Genomic DNA, 22733 nt, shown 5'->3' on the forward strand with positions numbered 1-22733 from the left:
GCGTCACTTGTCCTGTAGCGGGCGATTACGCTTAAAGACTGCGGTCTCAGCAGCCCGCTCCACAGCAATGGCGATGGCTAGACGCTTGGCGCAATCGCCCGCGTCATGAACACGCTGTTCGGATCGGGACGATAATCGCCGAACGGCCCGCAGACCTCGAATCCCGCTGCCGCATAAAGCCCACGTGCTGGGATGAAATAGTCCCAGCTGCCCGTTTCCAGGCTCACCCGCCCATGGCCCGCCGCGCGCGCCCGTTCCACCAGATGCGCCAGCATCGCCCGCGCGTAGCCCTGCCCGCGAAACTCGGGCGAGCTGTACATCGATTTGAGTTCGCCGAGCTCCGGCTTCAGTGAGCGCAGCGCGCCGACGCCGGCGAGCGTGTCGCCCTCCCAGATCGTCCAGAGCTGGATATCCGGCGCCCGCAGCCCATCGACATCGAGCGCATGCGCCGATCCCCTGCCCGTCTCCGCGATCGCGCGCGTCTGATGCGCCGCGATCATCGCGCGCACGCGGGGATCATCGAGATCGCCGGGTGCGATACGCATCAAAGCAACCCGTTCGCCCTGAGCTTGTCGAAGGGCTGTTCTCCCTCCTCGTTGGGCAAAGAAGGACGATACTTCGACGAGCTCAGCATGAACGGGAGTTTTATTTGCTCAGAGCAGCCTGCGCCGCCGCAAGCCGTGCGATCGGTACGCGATAGGGGGAGGCAGAGACGTAATCGAGCCCGGTCTTCTCGCAGAAGGCGATCGAGGCGGGATCGCCGCCATGTTCGCCGCATATGCCGAGCTTGATGTCGGGCCGCGTCTTGCGGCCGCGCTCGGCAGCGATCTCGATCAGCTCGCCGACGCCCTCGATATCGAGGCTGACGAAGGGATCCTTGGCGTAGATCCCCTGCTCGACATAGACGCCGAGGAAGCGCGCGGCATCGTCGCGGCTGACGCCCAGCGCGGTCTGCGTGAGATCGTTGGTGCCGAACGAGAAGAACTCACCGACCTCGGCGATCTCGCCCGCCTTCAAGGCGGCGCGCGGCAGCTCGATCATCGTGCCGACGAGATATTCCAGAGTCGTGCCCGTTTCCTCGAAAACGGCCTTGGCCGCGGCATCGACCACGGCCTTCATCAGCTCCAGCTCGCGCCGCGTGGCGACGAGCGGGATCATCACTTCGGGGATCGGCGCCTCGCCCAGCTTGGTGGCGACCGCCACCGCCGCCTCGAAAATCGCACGCGCCTGCATCTCATAGATTTCGGGATAGGTGACACCCAGGCGGCAGCCGCGATGGCCGAGCATCGGATTGAACTCGTGCAGCTCGGCCGCACGGCGCTTGAGTTTATCGATATCGATCCCGGTAGCTGTCGCGACTTCGGCGAACTCGCTTTCCTCATGCGGCAGGAATTCGTGGAGCGGCGGATCGAGCAGGCGGATCGTCACCGGCAGGCCGGCCATGATCTCGAAAATCTCGGCGAAATCGCTGCGCTGTTCGGGGAGCAGCTTCTCGAGCGCCGCCTTCCGCCCCGTGACATCCTCGGCAAGGATCATCTGGCGGACGGCGGTTATGCGGCTGGCATCGAAGAACATATGTTCGGTACGGCACAGGCCGATGCCCTCGGCGCCGAACTGCCGCGCGGTGCGGCAATCGAGCGGCGTCTCGGCATTGGTGCGCACCTTGAGACGGCGGACTTCGTCGGCCCATTCCATCAGCACGCCGAAATCGCCCGCCAGCTCGGGCTGGACGGTGGCGACCTCTCCCATCATCACCTCGCCGGTGGCGCCGTCGATGGTGAGCAGATCGCCCTCCTTCACCTCGCGCCCCGCAACGCGGAACAGCTTGGCCTTGGCATCGATCGCCAGCGCGCCGACGCCCGAAACGCAGGGGCGCCCCATGCCGCGCGCCACCACGGCGGCGTGGCTGGTCATCCCGCCGCGCGCGGTGAGGATGCCCTTGGCGGCGTGCATGCCGTGAATGTCCTCGGGGCTGGTCTCGACGCGGACGAGGATCACGTCCTCCCCGGCGGCCTTGCGCTTCTCGGCGGTATCGGCGTCGAACACCGCCTTGCCCGATGCCGCACCCGGCGAGGCGGGCAGACCCTTGGCGATCACGTCGCGCGGCGCCTTGGGATCGAGCGTCGGGTGGAGTAATTGATCGAGCGCGGCAGGATCGACGCGGCCGATCGCTTCCTTGCGCGTAATCAGCCCCTCGTTCGCCATATCGACCGCGATCTTGAGCGCCGCCTTGGCGGTGCGTTTGCCGGAGCGCGTCTGGAGCATCCAGAGCTTGCCCTGCTGCACCGTAAACTCGATATCCTGCATATCGCGGTAATGCGTTTCGAGCAGATCGAACACGCGCGCGAGCTCGTCATAAACCTCCGGCATCGCCTCCTGCATCGAAGCGGCCTTGGCGCCCGCCCGCTCGCGTGCGGCGAGCGTCAGATATTGCGGCGTGCGAATGCCGGCGACGACATCCTCGCCCTGCGCATTGATCAGAAACTCGCCATAATAAGCGCGCTCGCCGGTCGAAGGATCGCGCGTGAAGGCGACGCCGGTGGCGCTGGTTTCGCCCATATTGCCGAACACCATTGCCTGGACGTTGACCGCGGTGCCCCAGCTGCCGGGAATATCGTTGAGGCGGCGATAGACCTTGGCGCGATCGGACTGCCACGATCCGAACACCGCGCCGACCGCGCCCCACAATTGATCGTGGACATCCTGCGGGAAAGGCTTGCCCCACTGCTGATCGACCAGCTTCTTATAGGCCGCGACCAGCGCGCGCAGATCGTCAGCGGTGAGTTCGGTATCGAGATGGACGCCCTTGTCCTCCTTGGCGATCTCCAGCGCTTCTTCGAAGCTACCGTGGTCGAGCTCCAGCACGACATCGGCGTACATCTGGATGAAACGGCGATAGCTATCCCACGCGAACCGCGCATCGCCCGAAGTGGCGGCGAGCCCCTCGACGGTCTTGTCATTGAGGCCGAGGTTGAGGACCGTATCCATCATCCCCGGCATCGAGATGCGCGCGCCGGAGCGCACCGAGACGAGCAGGGGATCGCCCTCGTCACCGAACATCTTGCCGGTGATGCCCTCGATATGCGCGATGCCGTCAGCGACCTCGGCCTTCAGGCTCTCGGGAAACTTGCCACCCTCGTCATAATAGCGCGTGCACATCGCGGTGGAGATGGTGAAGCCGGGGGGCACGGGCAGGCCGATCCCCGCCATGCCATCCAGGTTCGCGCCCTTGCCGCCGAGGAGGTTTTTGTCGCCGTTGCCGCCATCGGAGACGCCGCCGCCAAAGCGATACACGTAGCGCAGGGTGTCGTCGGTCTTCGGCAGGCTGGCCATCAAACTACTCCGGTTTCTTGGCGCCGCTGCTTAGGGTGCGCGGCCGTTGAAGACAAATAGACTAACCCTCGATCTTCGAGAAATCGGCGACCGTGTGACAGGCCGCACGGATCCGCGCGAGCAACGCAAGGCGGGCTATCCGCTTAGCGGGGTCGGCATCGTTGACCGTTACCTGATCGAAAAAAGCATCGATCGGCTGGCGGAGAGTAGCGAGCGCAGACATGGCATCCTCGAACCGTTCTTCGGCGACGGCGGCGGCCACCTTAACCTCTGCATCGTCGAGCGCCGAGGTCAGCGCCGCCTCGGCAGGCTCAGGCGCATAGCCCAGCTCGTCCCCCTTCCCTGGAACGGAGGGGCTGGGGGTGGGTCGAGAGGCGCGTGACCTGTCTTCCTCTGAGGCGTCACGCGGGTTGCAACCCACCCCCGACCCCTCCCTTCCAGGGAGGGGAGCATCAACCCCCTCCTTGCGCAGAATATTCGCCGCCCGCTTATACCCCGCCAGCAGATTGGCCCCGTCCTCGGTCCCGACGAACGCCTGCAGCGCCTTCACCCGCGCGAGCAGGCGAACGAAATCATCCTCCCCACCGAGCGCGAACACCGCGTCGATCAGATCGTGGCGAACACCGGCTTCGCGTTGTTGGACTTTGAGGCGGTCGATCGCAAATCGGACAAAGGTGTTGGCAGGGTGGACGAATGGACGATCGAACGGTGCATCGAACGCCGTCCCCAATCTAATCAGACCGATCCGCAAGTTATTGCTCAGAATAATAGCAATGATGCCTAACATCGCACGTCGAAGCGCAAACGGATCCTTTGATCCCGTTGGCATCTCCTCAACAGAAAAAAACTGAAGAATGCTATCCAGCTTATCCGCCAAGCTCACCGCCACCGTCACCGGCGCGGTCGGCACGTCGTCGCCCTGGCCCACGGGCTTGTAGTGATCGCGGATCGCGTCGGCGATTTGCGGGTCGAGACCCTCGGCGCGGGCGTAATAGCCGCCCATCACGCCCTGAAGCTCCGGAAATTCGCCGACCATGCCGGTGACGAGATCGGCCTTGCAGAGACGGGCGGCGGTTTCGGCGAGGGCGGCGAGGTGCGCGCCATCCCCCTCCCCGTTCGTCCCGAGCGAAGTCGAGGGACCCACCACAAGCTTAGAGGTCGAACGTGTCTCGACTTCGCTCGACACCAACGGGGGGGTGGCCCCGGAGGGACTCGAACCCCCGACAATCCCCTCCTCCACCAGCCAGCGCGCCAACTTAGCCACGCGCTCCACCTTGTCAGCAACGGTGCCGAGCTTTTCGTGGAAGACGATCTGAGAAAGCTTCTTCGCCTGCTCTTCGAGCGGCACCTTGAGATCCTGCTCCCAGAAAAAGCGCGCATCCGAAAGCCGCGCCGCCAGCACTTTGCGATTGCCCGCGACGATCGCCGCGCCACCATCATCCGCCTCGATATTGGCAGTGCAGAGGAAGGCGGGTGCAAGCTTGCCCCCGCCATCGGCCAGCACGAAATATTTCTGGTTGGTGCGCAGCGTCAGCTGGATGACCTCGCGCGGCACCTCCAGGAACGCGGGATCGAAGTCGCCGAGCAGGGGCACCGGCCACTCGGTCAGCCCCGCATTCTCGGCGACCAGCCCGGCATCCGGAATGACCTGCAGCCCCTTGGCCTCGACCATCGCCCGCGCGCCACCCTCGATGATCCCGCGCCGCTCGGCGGGATCGAGGATGACGTGGCAGGCGCGCAGCTTGGCGGCATAATCGGCGGCCGATCCGATGGTGATCGGACCCGGATGGTGGAAGCGGTGGCCGACCGTCGCCGCGCCGCTTTCCACGCCCTCGATCGCGAACGGCACCACCTCCTCGCCGAACAAGGCGACGATGCCCTGCAGCGGGCGGACCCAGCGCAGGCTGGAGGTGGATGCGGACGCCGCCCCCCAGCGCATCGCCTTGGGCCAGGGGAAGGCGCGGACGATCGCCGGGATCGCCTCGGCGAGCACCTCGGCGGTGGCGCGACCGGGCTTTTCGACAATGGCGAACAGCGTGCCGTCGCGCTCTTCGAGTTGCTCGCGGGTAAGCCCGGTCTTGCGGAGGAAGCCTTCCAGCGCCTGTGGCGGCGCGGAAGCCTTCGGGCCCTTGGTCTCCTCGCGCACGGCCTGCGTCGCATCGGGCAGGCCGCGCGCGATCAGCGCGAGGCGGCGGGGGGTGGCGTAGGTCTCGATCGCCGAGGCGGTAAGACCCGCCTTGCCGATCTCACCCCCAAACAGACGCGCGAGATCGGCCGAGGCCTTCTCCTGCATCCGCGCTGGGATTTCCTCGGAGCGCAGTTCGAGCAGGAAGTCGGTCATGCCGAAAGCTCGCCGCTAAAGCCCTCTCCCCTTGTGGGAGAGGGTTGGGAGAGGGGTGCGAGCGCCAGCGAGCTTATTCGCGCTCGGGGGCATCGAGCCCCCTCGCCCGAACCCCTCTCTCCAACTCTCTCCCACAAGGGGAGAGAGAGCAGGTTCCGCGCACCGCTCACGCCGCCCACCCGTTATGCTGCATCCACGCCTCGCACGCGCCCTTGGCCAGATCGCGCACCCGGCCGATATACGCCTGCCGCTCGGCAACGGAGATCACGCCCCGCGCCTGCAACGTATTGAAGATATGGCTCGCCTTGATCGCCTGCTCATAGGCCGGGATCGGCAGCTTGGCCTCGATCAGCGCGCGCGCCTCATCCGCGGCGAAACCGAAGCTTCTGAACAGCATATCGGTGTTCGCCGCCTCGAAATTATAGGCGCTCATCTGGCGCTCGTTTTCGAGGAAGACGTCGCCGTAGGTCATTGCCGGGCGATCGCCGACAGGATCGTTATAAGCCAGATCGAAGATGCTGTCCTTGTTCTGGACATACATCGCCAGCCGCTCCAGCCCATAGGTCAGCTCGCCCGAGACCGGCTTGCAGTCGAAGCCGCCCATCTGCTGGAAATAGGTATATTGCGAGACCTCCATGCCATCGCACCACACTTCCCAGCCGAGGCCCCAGGCGCCCAGCGTCGGGCTCTCCCAATCGTCCTCCACGAAGCGGATGTCGTGGGTGGAGAAATCGATGCCGATCGCGGCGAGGCTGCCGAGATAGAGCTCCTGCATGTTCTGCGGGCTGGGCTTGAGGATCACCTGATATTGGAAATAGGCGCCGAGCCGGTTGGGGTTCTCGCCATAGCGGCCGTCGGTCGGGCGGCGGCAGGGCTGGACGAAGGCGGCGTTCCACGGATCGGGGCCGAGCGCGCGCAGCGTTGTCGCGGTGTGGAAGGTGCCCGCGCCCATCTCCATGTCATAAGGCTGGAGGATCACGCAGCCCTGCTCGCTCCAATAGTCATGGAGCGTCAGGATCAGGCGCTGGAAACTAAGCGGCTTGCTGGCCAAAATTGCTCTCGCTGGATGATGGCGGGCGTTTGGCGCAGGGGCTTGCGGGGGTCAAGCGAAGCCCTTTACCCGTCACCCCGGACTTGTTCCGGGGTCCACCCCACCTTAGGCTCCAAGGCTTAAGGATGGTTGATGCCGGAACAAGTCCTGCATGACGAGGAAAAGTGGACTTGTTAACGGCCTGGCTCGATAGGCGGAACGATGAAGCATTTGCTGCTCCCCCTTGCCTTCCTTGCCGCCCCCCTCCTTGCCAAGGCGCCGACCGCGCCCAGGCCCGCGCTGTGGAAGATCGCCGATGCCGACACGACCATCTACCTGTTCGGCACGATCCACGTCCTGCCCAAGGGGCTGCAATGGCGCGATGCCGCGATCGACAAGGCGCTCGCCGATAGCCAGAGCCTGACACTGGAGACGGTGCTGGACGACGATCCCGGCCGCGTCGCCCGCGCGCTGACGACGATGGGAGTCGCCAAGCGCCTGCCGCCGCTTGCCGATCGCGTTCCCGAAGCCAAGAAGCAGGCGCTGGCCGCACTCGTCGCGCAGAGCGGTTTTCCGATCGAGACGCTCGATCGCATGAAGAGCTGGGCGGCGGCGATCGTGCTGACCGGCGCCTCGTTCAGCCAGATCGGGCTGGAGCCCGGCGGCGAAGGCGTCGAACCGCAGCTCTCCAAACTGTTCCGTGCGGCGGGCAAACCGATCGAGGGGTTCGAGACACCCGAACAGCAGCTCGGCTTCTTCGATGCCCTTTCCGAAACCGCGCAGCGCGCCTTCCTGGTCTCGGCGCTCGACGATCCCAAGAAAGCCCGCGCCGATTTCGATCAGATGCTGCGATCGTGGGCGAAGGGGGATGTCGCTGCCATCGCCCGCGCCTTTGCCGAAGAGCCGGAGTTCACGCCGCAATTGCGCGAATTGCTCGTCAAGCGCCGCGATAAGGCCTGGGCGGATGCGCTAGCCAAGCGGATGGAGAAGCCCGGCACGATGTTCGTCGCGGTCGGCGCGGGCCACCTTGCCGGCCCGGACTCGGTGCAGCGGATGCTGGCGGAGCGGAAGATCGTGGCGGTCCGCGTTCAATAAGCACTCCGTACTCCGGCGCAGGCCGGAGTGCTGGATGGTGAAGCGCAACGCTGGCCGCCAACGCTCCGCCTGCGCCGGAGCACAGAGCGGTTGCCGCAAGGTTGCCCTTCATCCTCTCTTCCGCTATGCGCCCGCCTCCCCGTCGACACCCCTGGAGGTTGGCGGGTTATATTCACTCAAAGCGAACTGGAGAAAGCATATGAGCGATACGCTCACGCTATCGGCCGAGACGCGCGATCGGGCTGGCAAGGGAGCCTCCCGCGCACTGCGTCGTGAAGGCCGCGTCCCCGCCGTTGTATACGGCAACAAGCAGGAAGCCCTCTCGATCACCGTCGAGGAAAAGGCGCTGATCAAGGCGCTCAGCACCGGTCACTTCATGAACAGCGTCGTGATGATCGACGGCGTTGGTGAAAATGTCCGCACCCTGCCCAAGGACGTCCAGTTCCATCCGGTCAACGATCGGCCCCTGCACGTCGATTTCCTGCGCATCGGCGAACATAGCAGCGTGCACGTCAACGTGCCCGTCGTCTTCGTCGATGAGGAAGCCAGCCCCGGCATCAAGCGCGGCGGCGTGCTCAACGTCGTCGTCCACGAGCTGGAGCTCGTTTGCGATGCCGCTGAAATCCCCGATCAGCTGACGATCAGCCTCAGCGGGCTCGAAGTCGGCGATTCGATCCATCTCGATGCGGTCACGCTGCCCGGCGGCGCCAAGGCGGCACATGCCGAGCGCGACAACACGATCGCCACGATCGTCGCCCCGAGCGCGCTCAAGTCCGAAGAGGGCGGCGAGTTCGGCACCGAGGGCACCACCCAGCCGGCGGCAGAGCCGGAGGCGTAAGCATCTTAGCCCTCTCCCCGTTGGGGAGAGGGTTGGGAGAGGGGGAGTCGGGGATAATCGGGCGCGGCGCGAGCCCCGCACGTCGCCCCCTCTCCCCTACCCTCTCCCCAAAGGGGAGAGGGAGGATAAGCGATGCAGCTCTGGGTCGGCCTCGGCAATCCGGGCGCAAGCTATGCGCTCCACCGGCACAATGTCGGCTTCATGGCCGTCGACGCGATTCACGATAGCTACACGTTCGAACCGTGGAAGAAGGGCTTCCAGGGCTGGGCGTCGCTCGGCCGCATCGGCACCGAGCGCATCCTGCTCCTCAAGCCCGCGACCTTCATGAATGAGAGCGGCCGCGCGGTGAGCGAGGCGCTGCGCTTCTACAAGCTCGAGCCGGGCGCGCTCACCGCCTTCCACGATGAACTCGATCTTGCGCCCTTCAAGGTCAAGGTGCGCACCGGCGGCGGATTGGCGGGCCATAACGGCCTGCGCTCGATCGATGCCCATATCGGTCCCGATTTCCGCCGCGTGCGGCTCGGCATCGGCCACCCCGGTCACAAGGATCGCGTCACCGGCCATGTCCTGGGGAATTATGCCAAGGCGGAGATGGACTCGCTCGCGGATATGCTCGGCGCGATCACGGCCGAGGCACCGCTGCTGGCTGCCGGCGACGATGCGCGGTTCATGAACGAGGTGGCGCTGCGGCTGGCATAAATCCTCCCCGCCAGGGGGAGGTGGCGCCGAAGGCGTCGGAGGGGGCGGACGCGGCGAACTCCCAAGGGCGCCGCCGCCCTCCCCCTCCGTCAGTCTATCGCCTGCCACCTCCCCTGGCAGGGGAGGATTTGAGAGCCCAAAATAGTTCGAGCGGCCTGCCTAAGCAGAACCGCCCGATCCCCGCCCCAAGGATATGATCGAAGACTAGCAAACCATCCGGTTGCCGACGCGCGTGCAGCTCAGCGACGCGAGCGTGATGCGGGTCTCTGTGGCCGGCGCCTTCACCTGGCTCGCCGCTTCCGGCGCGGGCTTCGCGACGGGGGCGGTATCGGCCAGCGCGGGAGCCTGCGTTGAGGCCAGAACACCCGCAACGATTGCGATGCGGAGCCAAAGAGAACGGTTCGTCTTCATGGCGAGCGTGATAGCACCACCCGCGCCAAACCCCGTGTCAACAAGTGTGACAGGCAAATTATGCTCTCGGGTGGGCGTTCCGATAGACGTCGAGCAGGTGTGCGGCATCGACGCCTGTGTACACTTGCGTCGAGGAGAGGCTGGCGTGGCCGAGCAGTTCCTGCAGCGCGCGCAGGTCCGCGCCACGCCCCAACAGATGCGTCGCAAAACTGTGGCGGAGCGCGTGCGGCGTCGTCCGATCGGGCAGCGAGAGACGGGCGCGGGCGGCGCGAACGGCGCGGCGGATGATGTCGGGCGCCAACGGCCCGCCCTTGGCGCCCCGGAACAGCGGCACATCGCGCGCGGTCGCCCACGGGCAGGTGGCGACATAGGCCTCGATCGCCGCGCGCACCTGCGGCAGCAGCGGCACGACCCGCGTCTTGGCGCGCTTGCCTGTGACGATCAGCGTTTCGCCCAGCGGCAGCGCCGCGCCGGTCAGCGCCACCGCTTCACCGATGCGCAGCCCGGCGCCGTAGAGCAGCAACAGCACGGCTTTGTCGCGCAGGCCGATCCAGGGTTTGGCGGCCTCTTCCTCGGCATCGTCGGCGATAGCGATGGCGTCATCGGGGGAGACCGGGCGCGGCGCCCCCCGCTTGACGCGCGGCCCGCGCAGGCGCGGCGCGCCCTCCCCGCCGCTTTTCTCTCCCACAAAAGCGAGGAAGCCGCGCAACGCAGAAAGCTCGCGCGCGGCGGAAGCATTGCCGATCCCCTCCTCGCGCCGCGTGGCGAGAAAGGCGCGCATCTCGGCAGCGTCAACGGCGGTAAGTGCCTTGCCGTCGATCGCGTCGGCGCGATGTTGGCCGAGAAAGCCGATCAGCCGCCGCGCGGTTGCCGCATAGGCTCGAATTGTATGTTCGGAGCGGCGGCGATCGCGGCGGAGGTGCGCCTCCCATTCGGCGGAAAGCGCCAAGGCGGGATGCGTGTCGAGGTTCAGGCTTCCAGAAGCGGCCACCGCGCGAGCATAGCCGAGGCGGCGCGCCCGAGGAAGCGCAGCAGCCGCGTCGCCGTCAAGGTCTCTTCGGCAATCGCGCCGCGATCGCCGAGCACCAGCAGCCCGCTGCCACCCGGTGCGGACAGACAGATCAGCGCTTCCGAGCGGATCGCGCCCGCCTGCGCCCCGAACAACGGGTGTCCGCGATCGACGGTGCGGAGGGAGACTTCCTCGGGTCGATCGGCCATCCGCGCAATCAGCTTCGCCTCGATCGACCGCTGCGCACCGCCCGCTGCGACGATCGCCCGGCCATGCCGCGCCCAGCCGAAAACGACCTGATCGACCGCCAACAGCCACGGCCAATCGCGCGTCACTATCGCCGCAAACTCTCCCGGTGTTTCGGCCGGCAAGGCCGCCAGCACCGCGTCATGGATCGAAGACGCCGCCTCGCTATGCCCGCGCGCGAAGGCGAGCAGATCGGCATCGAAAGCCGGAACGGCGGGGCGCGGGTCGCTACTCAGCATGATCGCCAGGATAAAGAATGGCAGGTTAAGGAAGGCTTCCCGCGCCACGCATTCGCGCTATCGTTCCCCAAACATCACAAGGGGTCTGCATGCGCCGCTTCGCCTTTCCGCTTATCGCCCTCGCCATCGGCACAGCGGCGCTGTCCCAGCACCAGACGCCTGCGGGCTATCTCGCACCGGGCAGCGTCGATCTTACGAAGGTGCTCGCGCCCGCGCCCGTTGAGGGCGACATACGCTACGAGACGGACCGCAAGGTCTTCCGTGCGATGAAGGCGATGGTCGGCTCCCCGCGCTGGCAGGCTGCTACCGCCGACGTCAAATATGACACGCGCAGTATGATGAAGGATTTCAGCTGCGCGACCGGCATCGACTTGACGCCCGAGGCGACGCCGCTCCTCTACCGACTGCTCGGCATGGCATCGGTTGACACCGGCCGCGCCAACGGCACCGCCAAGGACACTTGGAAGCGCCTGCGCCCGCTCTGGATCGACGATGGCGTAACGTGCGAAAGCAAGGAATCGCTCGGCAAGAGCTATGATTATCCCTCGGGCCACACAACCAAAGGCTGGACCCTCGGCCTGATCCTCGCCGGGCTGGTGCCGGGCCGCGCAACCCCGATCCTCACCCGCGCCCGCGCCTATGGCGAAAGCCGCATCGTCTGCCGGGTCCATAATATGAGCGCGGTCGAGGCGGGCCGCATCGGCGCCAGCGCGGTGATGGATGCGGTGGAGCAAACACCGGCGTATCAGGCGGACTTTGCGGCAGCCAAGGTGGAATTGGCGCATGCCAAGCCGGTGGCGGACAGTGGGACATGCGCTGCGGAAGCGGCGCTGCTGGGGCCCTCGGTGCTGGCCGGTCTCAAAGAGTAGCAACCAAAGCCCCTCCCCTTCAGCGGAGGGGTTGGGGTGGGGCCTATCCACCTGCACCGTTACGCACCATCTTCCCCGACGCCCCCACCCCCGTCCCCTCCCCTGAAGGGGAGGGGTGATAAGCTGTGGACCCGCCGCCCCCTGCCCTCTATGCGCGCCCCGTCTCCAAAATTTCGGGAAGCTACGAATTGGCAAACGTCACGGTCATCGGCGCGCAATGGGGCGATGAAGGCAAGGGCAAGATCGTCGATTGGCTGGCGAGCCGCGCCGATGTCGTCGTCCGCTTTCAGGGCGGGCATAACGCCGGCCATACGCTCGTCGTCGGCAACCAGGTCTATAAGCTGAGCCTGCTGCCCTCGGGCATCGTGCGCGGCACGCTGTCGGTGATCGGCAACGGCGTCGTGCTCGACCCCTGGCACTTCCGCGACGAGGTGGCGAAGCTGGAGGCGCAGGGCGTCAAGATCAGCCCGGAAACCCTGCAGATCGCCGAGACCTGCCCGCTGATCCTTCCCTTCCACCGCGATCTCGACGGCCTGCGCGAGGATGCCAGCGCTTTCAAGATCGGCACCACGCGGCGCGGCATCGGCCCGGCCTATGAGGATAAGGTCGGCCGCCGCGCGATCCGCGTCTGCGATCTGGCGCACCTCGACGATCTCGGCCCCCAGCTCGATCGACTCTGCGCGCACCATGATGCGCTGCGGGCAGGCTTCGGTATCGCCCCCGTCGATCGCGAAGGCTTGATGGACGAGCTGCGCGACATCGCCGGTTTCGTCCTGCCCTACGCCAAGCCGGTGTGGGTAACGCTCAACCAGGCCAAGGAACGCGGCGACCGCATCCTGTTCGAAGGCGCGCAGGGCACCTTGCTCGATGTCGATCACGGCACCTATCCCTTCGTCACCTCCTCCAACACGGTGGCGGGCACGGCGGCGAGCGGCTCCGGCCTCGGCCCGTCCGCACCGGGTTTCGTGCTCGGCATCGTCAAGGCCTACACCACCCGCGTCGGCGCCGGCCCCTTCCCCACCGAGCAGGAGAACGACATCGGCGAACGGCTTGGGGTCCGCGGGCATGAATTCGGCACCGTCACCGGGCGCAAACGCCGCTGCGGCTGGTTCGATGCCGTGCTGGTCCGGCAGGCGGTGGCGGTCTCGGGCCTCACCGGTATCGCGCTGACCAAACTCGACGTGCTCGACGGCTTCGACGAGTTGAAGATCTGCATCGGCTACACGCTCGGCGATCAACGCTTCGATTATCTGCCGCCCCATGCGCGCGATCAGGAGGCGGTAAGGCCGATCTACGAGACGATCGACGGATGGTCGGAATCGACGCAGGGCGCGCGCAGCTGGGCCGATCTGCCCGCGCAGGCTATCAAATATGTCCGCCGCATCGAGGAACTGATCGGCTGCCCGGTGGCGCTGGTCTCTACCAGCCCGGAGCGCGAGGACACCATTCTCGTGCGGGATCCCTTCCGCGACTGACCTATCGTTACAAGACCGTTGCAATTCCGGATAAGGCACCATAGCCTCGCTGCATTGCAGCAAAGGGGGCCGTGATGGGGCGTGGTAATCTTGCACGAAGGGAGATGCTTCGTGGCGGCCTCGCGCTCGGCGGCGCTTTGGGGCTTCAGGCTTGCGCACCGACCGCGACGAAGGTCGCCAGCGCCTCATCCCGCTTCGGGCGCCCGCCGCTGGTGCCGATGCGGCTGACGCCCGATCAGATCGTCGATATCAAATGCTGTATCCGCCCGTTCCGCGCCGCCGGGCCTAATCTTTCCACCGAGCAGATCGGCGATACTTTGGTGGTCCACAATTACGGGCACGGCGGCAGCGGCTGGTCGCTCTCGTGGGGGTCGGGCGAAGTCGCCGTGACCAAGGCGATGTCCGTACTGCCGAAGGAAATCGCGGTGGTCGGCTGCGGCATCATCGGGCTCACCGCCGCGGTGATGGCGCAGCGCGCGGGCCTCAAGGTGACGATCTACGCGCGCGAGACGATCCAGCGGACACGCTCCTTCCGCGCCAGCGGCTCCTACACGCCCGATAGCCGCGTCTGCCTGGCCGAGCCCGCGGGGCCCGGTTTCGGCGATCTATGGGAGCAGATGGCGCGTTTCTCGTGGAAGAGCTTCCGCACGATGCTGGGCGTCGCGGGGGATCCGGTCGTCTTCCACGATTCCTATGGTCTGTCCGATACGCCACCCCATCGCACCGAGCATCCCGCCGATCCCGCAATCACCGCCAGCTACGCGACCACGGGGCGCCCGCAGCAGCAGAGTGAGTTCGGCCATTATAGCGATCGGCTCAAGGATATCGTGCCGGGCAATATTCCGCTGTCGGCCGAGGAGAATCCGTTCGCCGCACCCTATGCGACGCGGACCAGCCAGATGCATTTTAACTTCGCCAGCTACGGCCAGATCCTGCTTGCCGAATTCTTCGCGCGCGGTGGCCGCTTCGAACAGCGCGACTTCCACGCGCCCGCCGAACTGGCCGGGCTCAAGGAGAAAGTGGTGATCCACTCGACCGGCTATGCGGCGCGCGATCTCTGGCAGGATAAGACGATGATCCCCGTCCGCGGCCAGACCGGCTGGCTCGCGCCCCAACCGGACGCGGCCTACTCAATCCACTATAAGAACGGCCTTGCGATGTCGAAATCCGATGGCGTGTGCATCATGAATTTTGATACGGCGCTCGGCGAAATGCAGGGGGTGGGCAACAGCCTCGAAATTCCCGACCGGACCGAGACGGAGGCTGCGCTGGCCGCATTGGCGCCGCTATTCGCTTCTCCGGCAGCGAGGGCCTGATCATGCGCGCACCGCTCGTCATCACGATCGCTCTGATCGCGCTCGCTGCGCCCACTATGACGCGCGCGGATACGACGACGCAGGGCGTCTACACCGACGACCAGGCTGCCGAAGGCGCGAAGCTCTACGCCGGCCAATGCGCGATGTGTCACGGCAAGCGTCTGGAAGGCACGCTCGAAAATCCGGCGCTGAGCGGCGGGCGGTTCCTCGGCAACTGGAGCCACGGTTCGGTCGCCGCGCTGGCGGACTATATCCATCGCGCCATGCCGCAAATGGCGCCCGGCACGCTGACGCCCGAGAATAGCGCCAGGGTCGTCGCCTACCTTCTGCAGCAAAACGGCATGCCCGCCGGAAAGGCCGCCCTGCCCAGCGATCCGGCTGCGCTGGCAAAGATCCCGATCGGGCCGATCAAGCCTTAGCGAGGCTTCGGGCATAATCCTGCGTGCCGCGCGTGATCACCGCGTCGTCGGGAAGGATATCGGTGATCGCCAAATCGGGCGCCTCCGCCAACCGCGCATAAAGCGGCGCGAAATCGGTCTCCTGCGTCTGGCGGAGCAATTTTTCGAAGCTGTCGACCACGAAATAGGTCTGCTGATAATCGTCGATCCGATAGGGCGTGCGCATCACGCGCTCCAGATCGAAACCGATTCGATTGGGGCTGGGATCGTCGAGCGCGAACAGGCTCTCGCCACGCGAAGAGACGATACCCGCGCCGTAGAGCCGCAGACCGTCGGCAGTCTTCAACAGCCCGAATTCGACCGTGTACCAATAAAGCCGCGCCAGCTTGTCCAGCGCACCGAAATCTAAACTTCGCAGCCCGCCCTGGCCATAGGCTTGGATATAATCGGCGAAGACCGGGTGCGCGAGCATCGGGACATGGCCGAAGACATCGTGGAAGATATCCGGCTCTTCGAGATAATCGAGCTGGTCAGGCTTGCGGATGAAGCGCCCCGCGACGAAGCGGCGATTGGCGAGATGATCGAAGAAGATCGCGTCCGGCACCAATCCCGGCACCGCCACCACCTGCCAGCCGGTCGCCGCGCCCAGCCGATCGTTGAGTTCCGCGAAATCGGGAATGCCGGGCTTGGAGAGGCGCAGGATATCGAGGCCGGCGAGAAATTCGGGCGCGACGCGGCCGGGGAGCAGCGCCGATTGCCGCGCGAACAACCGATCCCAGGTGGCATGGTCCTCGGCGGTGTAGCGCGCCCAATCCTGCGGAATGGTCCAATCCGGCGACGGCGGAAGGGTGGGTTCGGAGTCGGGCAGAGCCATGCGGCGGATATAGCGCAGATCGCCGAAATCGCCGCGCCATACGGCAAACTGCGTATGCTGCGCTGCCAAACAGGGCTTGCGCGACCTCGCCATTTCGGTTTTGTTACGCATTCACGACGGCCCATAGGCCGCGTTAACTCGCAGGGACGGAACCCGCGCCGAAATCAGTCGGCGGGCACGGGTGGTTGATGATGTCGCGATTTCGCGTTGCAATGCCGATCAAGACGGCTGCCGGATGCCGGTTTTGGTGAGGTCTGTCCTGACCGTTCCCATCCTGCGCCCCGCCACGCGCGGCGAAATCGCGGCCCTTGAAGGCCTGATCCGTACCTCCGCGCGCGAACTTGGCCGCGGCTTCTACAGCGATGCCGAAACCGAAGCGGCGATCACCCATGTTTTCGGTGTCGACAGCGATCTCGTCGATGACGGCACCTATCTGATCGCCGAGGATGGCGCGGGGCGTCTGCTCGGCTGCGGCGGCTGGAGCCGGCGGCGCACCTTGTTCGGCGGCGATAATTTTGCCGGACGCGCATCGGGCCTGCTCGATCCCGCCGAGGATGCCGCCCGCATACGCGCCTTTTTTGTGGCGCCGCAGGCGGCGCGGATGGGCATCGCCAGCCGCCTGCTGGCCGAATGCGAGACTCGCGCCGCCGCCGCCGGCTTCACGCGCATGGCGCTGATGGCGACGCTGCCCGGCGTGCCCTTCTACGCGGCGCGCGGATACGTCGCCGGCGGCGAGATCCTGCAGCCCTGCGGCGAGATTGCGTTGCGGTTCGTGCCCATGGAGAAAGCGTTACAATAATATCACTAAAATCATCCATGTTCTCTGGAGGACGGGTAATCGTTGCTTATTGGTAAACAGCTTGAGAGATTAACCACGCAGATTTGATTCGAGACGCACAATATAATTCATGATAATTCCAGGTTTTTTGTTATCTTTTTGCTATTTTGCTATCAACAATTAGAACTATAAGTCGGATGAGGATGTCCCCGAAGTTTTTATAGGGGTTAGTGTATGAAGTCTGTTTCCATTGTTTCGCGCATGGCTCTGGCGATCGCGCTGATTGGCTCCGCCCAACCCAGCCTTGCGGAGGCTCCTGCCCCCGCCTCGACGACCGACTCCGCCGGCGTTGCTCCGCCCGAAAGCGAAATCATCGTTACAGGTACGCGCCTCACCGGCATCACCGCGGCCGAAAGCGCCGCGCCGATCAAGCTGGTCGGCGCCGAAGCGATCTCCCACGTCGGCCAGCCGAACCTAAACCAGGTGCTCACCCAGCTCGTCCCATCGTTCAACGCGGAAAGCTTCGGCGGCGACGCGGCCAACCTCACGCTGTCGGCGGCGCTGCGCGGGCTCAATCCCAACGAAACCCTCATCCTGGTCAACGGCAAGCGCCGCCACGGCACCGCCAATCTCCACGTTCTCGCGAGCCCGTTCCAGGGCGGCGCGGCGCCCGATCTCGATTTCGTCACCCCCGCCTCGATCGATCATATCGAGGTTCTCGAGGATGGCGCGTCGGCGCAATATGGTTCCGATGCGATCGCGGGCGTGATCAACATCATCCTGAAAAAGAAGGCCGGCGGCGAGCTTACCGGAACCGGCGGCACCTATTACAAGGGCGACGGCAAGACCTATTCGAGCAGCCTGAACTACGGCTTCACGACCGATCGCGGCTATCTGAACCTGACCGGCTTCTATCGCTATCACGGCTTCAGCCAGCGCGGCGGACAAGACATCCGCGTACTTGATCCGGTAACCAACACCGTACCGGCCACCGGCGCGCTCGCCAGCGATTATCAGGCGCTGAAGAATTATCCCAACGTCAACCCGATCCTGGGCGACAGCCGCTCACGCTTCGCGGTCGGCTCGTTCAATGCCGGCTTCGATGCGACCGACGGCTTGAGCTTCTATACGTTCGGCACGGTCGGCCATCGCCAGGCCGAATCTTACGAGAATATCCGCCTGCCCAACCGTCTGGTGCGCACCGCAGTGCTGGGCGTCGATCCGGGCACGGTCAGCAGCGCGGTCTACAATGCGACCGTCGCCGCCAATCCAAGCTACATCTTCTCGCGATCGGGCTTCCGTCCGCAGGAAGCGATCCGCGAGCTCGATTATCAGGCGACGGGAGGCGCCACCGGCAATGTCGGCGCGCTGCATTGGGATCTCAGCAGCACCTACGGCGCCGATCAGGACAAGGTGCATACGCTCAATTCCGCAAACCGCGATCTTTTCATCAACACCGGCACCACGCCGACCAATTTCTACGACGGCCGTTTCGAAGCGACCGAATGGACCAGCGATCTCGACCTCACCTACAAGCTGGATGGCATCGGCACGCTGGCGGCAGGCGCCGAATATCGCCGCAACAGCTATACGATCGGCGCGGGAGACCCTTCCTCTTATTATGGCACCGGCGCGCAATCCTTCCCGGGCTATTCGCCCAGCTCGGCGGGGGCGCATTATCGCCATAACGAAGCCGTGTACGGCGATTTCTCGCTGGGAGCGGTCGACAATCTGAAGCTAGATGCTGCGGTCCGTTACGAAGATTATTCGGACTTCGGCGGCAAGACGACCTGGAAGGTCACCGGCCGGTACGATTTCACGCCCGCGATCGCGATCCGCGGCACCGCCTCCACCGGCTTCCGCGCGCCGACGCTGGCCGAGGAATATTATACTCAGGTCAACGTCTCGCCGACCTCCGCCTTTGTGCAGATCGCGGCCAATTCGGCAGCGGCCAAGGTGCTCGGCATCCAGAATTTGAAGCCTGAGAAATCGACCAATTACAGCATCGGCACAGTGCTGCGGCCGGTATCCCACATCACTCTGACCGTCGACGCCTATCAGATTCGCATCCGCGATCGCATCGTCGGATCGGGCGAGGTCGATACGCAGAGCACGTCGTTCAACCCCGCCGATCTCGTCTGGCAGTCGATCATCCGCAGCGGCTACAATGTCGAAAGCCTGAACTCGATCGGTGTCGAAGCCTTCGTCAACGGCCCGACGACGCGGACGCGCGGTGTCGATGTGGTGGGCAGCTATGATGCCGATTTCGGCGGCGCGGGCCATGCGGTCTTCACGCTCTCGGGCGCGTACAACAAAACCAAGATCACCAAGCAGGGCGTAGTGCCGGCGACTCTGACCGCGTTCAATCCGAACCTCACCTTGTTCGACGCGCAGCTCACCTCCTTCCTCACCACCGCGCAGCCCAAATTGAAGCTGATCGGCGGCGTCAACTGGAAGATGGGGCCCTTCTCGGTCATCGCCCGCGAGACCTATTATGCGCGGACGCACGCAATCCTCAACGATGGCGGCGGCACCTATACACCGACGCATGTCTCCGCTGCGGGGATCACCGATCTCGAAGTGGATTATGATCTCACCAAGCGGATCACGGTCGCCGGCGGCGCGAACAATCTGTTCAACAAGAAGCCCGGCACCGAACCCTATATCGGTGGTGAGACGGCGGGCGGGGGCGTGATCTACAACGCGCCACTCACCTACACGCCCTGGGGCATCAACGGCGGCTATTGGTACGCGCGCCTCACGGTGAAGCTCTGATGGCGACGGCGCTCTTCCCCGCGATCAATAGTCGGCCGTCCGCCGGCGCGGCACGATGCGCCCGCCCGTCCGAAAACCTAAATGGCTTCATTATGATCAATATTACGAACCGTTCCAGTTCGCTGAGGACGTTCACGATCGGCAACGTCTAAAGATTATCCCCCCAAATCAACAGGGAGAATTGGGGGATAGCGACCGGGCAAAAGGCCGGCGGTAGGAGAGGATGCCTCTGGAGGGCGTGAGCACCAAAGGGGGAGCATATGAAGACTGTATCATCCATTTCGCGCGGCGCGCTTGCGATCGCGCTCGCCATGTCCAGCGGGGCCGTCTGGGCCCAGTCGGCGCCCGTTCCCGCACCGGCCGATTCGATCGAGAACGGCGGTTCCGAAATCATCGTAACGGGTACGCGCACCACCGGCATGAAGGCATCGGACAGCCCGGCGCCCGTCACCATTCTCGGCAGTGACGCTCTCGGCCGCGTCGGCCAACCCGATCTCAACCAGGCACTCGCCCAGCAGATCCCGACGATCCAGGCGCAGGCGTTCGGCAATGACCAGACCGCCTTCCACCCCTCGATCAAGCTGCGCGGCCTGAACCCCAACCACACGTTGGTCTTGCTCGACGGCAAGCGCCGCCATGGCACCGCGAACGTCGTCGTGACCAACGCGATCTGGACGGGCGGCGCCGCGCCAGACATCGGCCTAATCCCAGGCGAGATGATCGATCACGTTGAAGTGCTGCAAGATGGCGCCGCCGCCCAATACGGCACGGACGCGATCGCCGGCGTCATCAACTTCATCCTGAAGAAGAATGATCATGGCGGCACGCTCAACCTGAACGCCGGCCAGTATGAAGAAGGCGACGGCAAGCAATATGATATCCAGGGCAACATCGGCCTGGCGCCGATCGAGGACATGTTCCTGTCGCTGACCGGCGAATATAAGTTCCACGGCTACAGCTTCCGCGGCGATGTCGATCCGCGCGTGGTCGATACGGGCCAGAACACCTCCGCCAACACCGGCAACAACGGCGGCCGCACGATCCTCGCGCGCTTCCCGGGTGTGACCGGCTTCAAGAATTATCCTTACGTGAACCAGATCTTCGGCGATGGGCAGATGAAGCTGACCAACGTGTTCTACAATTGGGGCTACACCGGCTTCAACAATGTGGAGCTTTATTCGTCGGGCAGCTATTCACGCCGCGTCGGTTCGACCTACCAGAACTATCGTCTGCCGAACGTCGTGTACGGCAAGGCATCCGCGGCCACGATCAACACCGCGACCCCCTGCCCCACAGGCACCTTCTGCGATATTCCCTTCCCGACGGGCTTCGCGCCGCAGGAGCAGCTGCGTGAAACCGATTATTCGGCTTCAGGCGGCGCCAAATTCACCTTCGGCAACACCACGGTTGACGCCAGTCTGACCTATGGCCGTGACTTCGACGGCATCTACGTTCTGCACTCAGCCAACGCCGCGCTCTATTATGACTCGTCGACGCTGACGACCAAGGGCTACAGCCCGAGCGACTTCCACGACGGCGATTTTACCAACAGCCAGCTCACCGGCAATCTCGATCTCACGCACAAGTTCGACCTCGGCCTATCCGAGCCGGTCACGCTGGCGGGTGGTCTGGAATGGCGGCGGGAGGAATATGCGCTGAAAGCCGGCGATCCTTCGTCTTATTATACCGGCACGGGCTTCCTTGGCGGCGGTGTGCAGTCCTTCTTCGGTTACGCCCCGGCAAACGCCAGCGACAATACGCGCCGCAACCTGTCGGAATATCTCGACGTGACCGTGAAGCCCGTTGAGCAATGGCTGGTCGATGGCGCCATCCGTCACGAACATTACAGCGACTTCGGCAGCACCACGATCTACAAGCTGACCAGCCGCTTCGACATCAACGACAAGATCGCTATCCGCGGTACGGTGTCGACCGGCTTCCGCGCACCGACGTTGGCCGAGGGCTTCTACTCGGGCATCAACGTCAGCGTCGCATCGCTGTCGGGCATCTTCGCACCGAACTCGGCGGGTGCCAGCGCGCTCGGCATCGGTGGTCTGAAGCCGGAGAAGTCGACCAACTTCAGCCTCGGTCTGGTGCTGAAGCCGGTTTCGCGCCTGACCATGACGGTCGATGGCTACATGATCAAAATCCGCGATCGCATCGTGCAGTCGTCGGGTTTCACTGGCTATTCGAACAATTGTAAGTACCTGCCCGGTGGTTACACGACGGGCGCAGCCGCCCAGGCCGCCTATACCGCCTTCGTGGCGGGCGGCGGCGCCTGTACCGGCATAATCTCGCCGTCGGTGCTGACCGCGTTGGCCAACAACGGCGTGCCTATCCAATCGGTGATCACTGCGATCAACGGCGGCGCTTCAGGCAGCCTTGCGATCAACAGCTTCGTCAACGGCATCAACACCAAGACCAGCGGTATCGATTTCCTCGCCACCTACTGGACGCCGCTGCCGGGGAAGTTCGGCCGCGTCGATTGGTCGCTGGCGTTGAACTACAACAAGACGAAGGCGACCAAGGTCAACCCGCCGCCGGCGAATGTGAACCAGGCTCAGCCCGTGGTCGATAAATACGCGCTCTCCAACCTCATCAACACGACGCCGAAGTTCCGTGCCACCTTCGGGGCCTTGTGGACGATGGGCCGGTTCGAGGTGAACCTCCGCGAGAGCTATTATGGCAACAGCGGCTTCCTCACGACCTTCCCGACCAACGGCAACCAGGACGTCTTCATCAACACCGGCACGGCGTTCATCACCGATCTCGAAGTGGGTGTGAAGCTGTTCAAGGGGATCAAGATCTCCGCGGGCGCCAACAACATCTTCAATAAGTACCCGAACAAATACCCGGCGGATTTCCGCGCTGCGCAATATGCGACCAGCTCGACCGCCTACATCACGAAGTATCCGGTCACCTCGCCTTATGGCGTGATGGGCGGCTATTATTACGGACGTATCGGCGTGAAGTTCTGATCGCCGTCTTCTGAAAGCGGGATTGCCCG

Annotated in this window: 18 protein-coding genes; 10 read left to right on the plus strand and 8 right to left on the minus strand. The window is 64.6% G+C overall.

Going from position 1 to position 22733, the window contains the following annotated elements:
* Positions 1–77: 77 nt before the first annotated feature.
* The 4 genes from FHS31_RS03675 to FHS31_RS03690 form a co-directional block, all read right to left on the minus strand.
* Positions 78–545, minus strand: coding sequence for a GNAT family N-acetyltransferase (locus tag FHS31_RS03675; RefSeq protein ID WP_167071947.1), 468 nt, complete (start codon positions 543–545; stop codon positions 78–80).
* A gap of 100 nt (positions 546–645) precedes the next feature.
* Positions 646–3333: a pyruvate, phosphate dikinase gene (ppdK, locus tag FHS31_RS03680; protein WP_167071948.1), complete on the minus strand. Its 2688-nt coding sequence runs from the start codon at positions 3331–3333 to the stop codon at positions 646–648.
* Between the two features lie 61 nt (positions 3334–3394).
* Positions 3395–5674: a glycine--tRNA ligase subunit beta gene (gene glyS / locus FHS31_RS03685; protein WP_167071949.1), complete on the minus strand. Its 2280-nt coding sequence runs from the start codon at positions 5672–5674 to the stop codon at positions 3395–3397.
* Between the two features lie 166 nt (positions 5675–5840).
* A complete protein-coding gene (locus FHS31_RS03690) occupies positions 5841–6725 on the minus strand; it encodes a glycine--tRNA ligase subunit alpha (RefSeq protein ID WP_167071950.1) in 885 nt (294 codons plus the stop codon).
* A 201-nt stretch (positions 6726–6926) separates the two neighbouring features.
* Between FHS31_RS03690 and FHS31_RS03695 the strand changes: the two genes are divergently transcribed.
* The 3 genes from FHS31_RS03695 to pth all read left to right on the plus strand — a co-directional run bounded on the left by FHS31_RS03695 (position 6927) and on the right by pth (position 9336).
* A complete protein-coding gene (locus FHS31_RS03695; RefSeq protein WP_167071951.1) occupies positions 6927–7799 on the plus strand; it encodes a TraB/GumN family protein in 873 nt (290 codons plus the stop codon).
* A gap of 199 nt (positions 7800–7998) precedes the next feature.
* The gene (locus FHS31_RS03700) at positions 7999–8637 is read left to right on the plus strand and encodes a 50S ribosomal protein L25/general stress protein Ctc (RefSeq protein ID WP_167071952.1); all 639 of its coding nucleotides are present in this window, start codon (positions 7999–8001) and stop codon (positions 8635–8637) included.
* Between the two features lie 132 nt (positions 8638–8769).
* Entirely contained in the window at positions 8770–9336 is a 567-nt protein-coding gene (pth, locus tag FHS31_RS03705; protein ID WP_167071953.1) for an aminoacyl-tRNA hydrolase, read from the plus strand.
* Between the two features lie 204 nt (positions 9337–9540).
* Here the strand turns inward: pth and FHS31_RS03710 are convergent, their stop codons facing one another.
* The 3 genes from FHS31_RS03710 to FHS31_RS03720 are packed head-to-tail and all read right to left on the minus strand — an operon-like array spanning position 9541 to position 11241.
* Positions 9541–9747 (minus strand): hypothetical protein, encoded by a 207-nt coding sequence (locus FHS31_RS03710; RefSeq protein ID WP_167071954.1) that lies wholly within the window; start codon positions 9745–9747, stop codon positions 9541–9543.
* 58 nt (positions 9748–9805) lie between these two features.
* Entirely contained in the window at positions 9806–10738 is a 933-nt protein-coding gene (locus FHS31_RS03715) for a tyrosine-type recombinase/integrase (RefSeq protein WP_167071955.1), read from the minus strand.
* Positions 10717–11241 carry a DUF484 domain-containing protein gene (locus tag FHS31_RS03720; protein ID WP_167071956.1) on the minus strand — a complete coding sequence of 175 codons (525 nt, stop codon included), beginning with the start codon at positions 11239–11241 and terminating at the stop codon, positions 10717–10719. Before FHS31_RS03720 ends, FHS31_RS03715 begins: the two co-directional genes overlap by 22 nt.
* Positions 11242–11330: 89 nt before the next feature.
* Between FHS31_RS03720 and FHS31_RS03725 the strand changes: the two genes are divergently transcribed.
* From FHS31_RS03725 to FHS31_RS03740, 4 genes are all read left to right on the plus strand, one after another.
* Positions 11331–12110, plus strand: a complete 780-nt coding sequence (locus FHS31_RS03725) for an acid phosphatase (protein ID WP_167071957.1) — start codon at positions 11331–11333, stop codon at positions 12108–12110.
* 188 nt (positions 12111–12298) lie between these two features.
* Positions 12299–13585 (plus strand): adenylosuccinate synthase, encoded by a 1287-nt coding sequence (locus tag FHS31_RS03730; RefSeq protein ID WP_167071958.1) that lies wholly within the window; start codon positions 12299–12301, stop codon positions 13583–13585.
* A 104-nt stretch (positions 13586–13689) separates the two neighbouring features.
* Positions 13690–14901, plus strand: coding sequence for an FAD-dependent oxidoreductase (locus FHS31_RS03735; protein ID WP_208408503.1), 1212 nt, complete (start codon positions 13690–13692; stop codon positions 14899–14901).
* Between the two features lie 2 nt (positions 14902–14903).
* Entirely contained in the window at positions 14904–15320 is a 417-nt protein-coding gene (locus FHS31_RS03740; RefSeq protein WP_167071960.1) for a c-type cytochrome, read from the plus strand.
* Here the strand turns inward: FHS31_RS03740 and phhA are convergent.
* On the minus strand, positions 15310–16173 hold the full coding sequence (gene phhA / locus FHS31_RS03745) for a phenylalanine 4-monooxygenase (RefSeq protein WP_167072061.1): 864 nt from the start codon (positions 16171–16173) through the stop codon (positions 15310–15312). The genes FHS31_RS03740 and phhA overlap by 11 nt on opposite strands.
* Before the next feature lie 247 nt (positions 16174–16420).
* Between phhA and FHS31_RS03750 the strand changes: the two genes are divergently transcribed.
* From FHS31_RS03750 to FHS31_RS03760, 3 genes are all read left to right on the plus strand, one after another.
* Positions 16421–16972, plus strand: coding sequence for a GNAT family N-acetyltransferase (locus tag FHS31_RS03750; protein ID WP_341786278.1), 552 nt, complete (start codon positions 16421–16423; stop codon positions 16970–16972).
* Between the two features lie 240 nt (positions 16973–17212).
* The gene (locus FHS31_RS03755) at positions 17213–19726 is read left to right on the plus strand and encodes a TonB-dependent receptor plug domain-containing protein (protein ID WP_243843214.1); all 2514 of its coding nucleotides are present in this window, start codon (positions 17213–17215) and stop codon (positions 19724–19726) included.
* 260 nt (positions 19727–19986) lie between these two features.
* Positions 19987–22704 (plus strand): TonB-dependent receptor plug domain-containing protein, encoded by a 2718-nt coding sequence (locus FHS31_RS03760; protein WP_167071963.1) that lies wholly within the window; start codon positions 19987–19989, stop codon positions 22702–22704.
* Positions 22705–22733: the final 29 nt, after the last annotated feature.

It is taken from the genome of Sphingomonas vulcanisoli, assembly GCF_011761305.1.
Taxonomy (GTDB): Bacteria; Pseudomonadota; Alphaproteobacteria; order Sphingomonadales; family Sphingomonadaceae; genus Sphingomonas_I; species Sphingomonas_I vulcanisoli.

Bases quoted from the DNA above. Each gene is read 5' to 3' on its own strand.
- pth (WP_167071953.1), top strand. From the start codon at position 8,770: ATGCAGCTCTGGGTCGGCCTCGGCAATCCGGGCGCAAGCTATGCGCTC.
- FHS31_RS03695 (WP_167071951.1), top strand. From the start codon at position 6,927: ATGAAGCATTTGCTGCTCCCCCTTGCCTTCCTTGCCGCCCCCCTCCTT.
- FHS31_RS03740 (WP_167071960.1), top strand. From the start codon at position 14,904: ATGCGCGCACCGCTCGTCATCACGATCGCTCTGATCGCGCTCGCTGCG.
- ppdK (WP_167071948.1), bottom strand. From the start codon at position 3,333: ATGGCCAGCCTGCCGAAGACCGACGACACCCTGCGCTACGTGTATCGC.
- FHS31_RS03710 (WP_167071954.1), bottom strand. From the start codon at position 9,747: ATGAAGACGAACCGTTCTCTTTGGCTCCGCATCGCAATCGTTGCGGGT.
- FHS31_RS03700 (WP_167071952.1), top strand. From the start codon at position 7,999: ATGAGCGATACGCTCACGCTATCGGCCGAGACGCGCGATCGGGCTGGC.
- FHS31_RS03720 (WP_167071956.1), bottom strand. From the start codon at position 11,241: ATGCTGAGTAGCGACCCGCGCCCCGCCGTTCCGGCTTTCGATGCCGAT.
- FHS31_RS03675 (WP_167071947.1), bottom strand. From the start codon at position 545: ATGCGTATCGCACCCGGCGATCTCGATGATCCCCGCGTGCGCGCGATG.
- phhA (WP_167072061.1), bottom strand. From the start codon at position 16,173: ATGGCTCTGCCCGACTCCGAACCCACCCTTCCGCCGTCGCCGGATTGG.
- FHS31_RS03725 (WP_167071957.1), top strand. From the start codon at position 11,331: ATGCGCCGCTTCGCCTTTCCGCTTATCGCCCTCGCCATCGGCACAGCG.
- FHS31_RS03755 (WP_243843214.1), top strand. From the start codon at position 17,213: ATGGCTCTGGCGATCGCGCTGATTGGCTCCGCCCAACCCAGCCTTGCG.
- FHS31_RS03735 (WP_208408503.1), top strand. From the start codon at position 13,690: ATGCTTCGTGGCGGCCTCGCGCTCGGCGGCGCTTTGGGGCTTCAGGCT.
- FHS31_RS03760 (WP_167071963.1), top strand. From the start codon at position 19,987: ATGAAGACTGTATCATCCATTTCGCGCGGCGCGCTTGCGATCGCGCTC.
- glyS (WP_167071949.1), bottom strand. From the start codon at position 5,674: ATGACCGACTTCCTGCTCGAACTGCGCTCCGAGGAAATCCCAGCGCGG.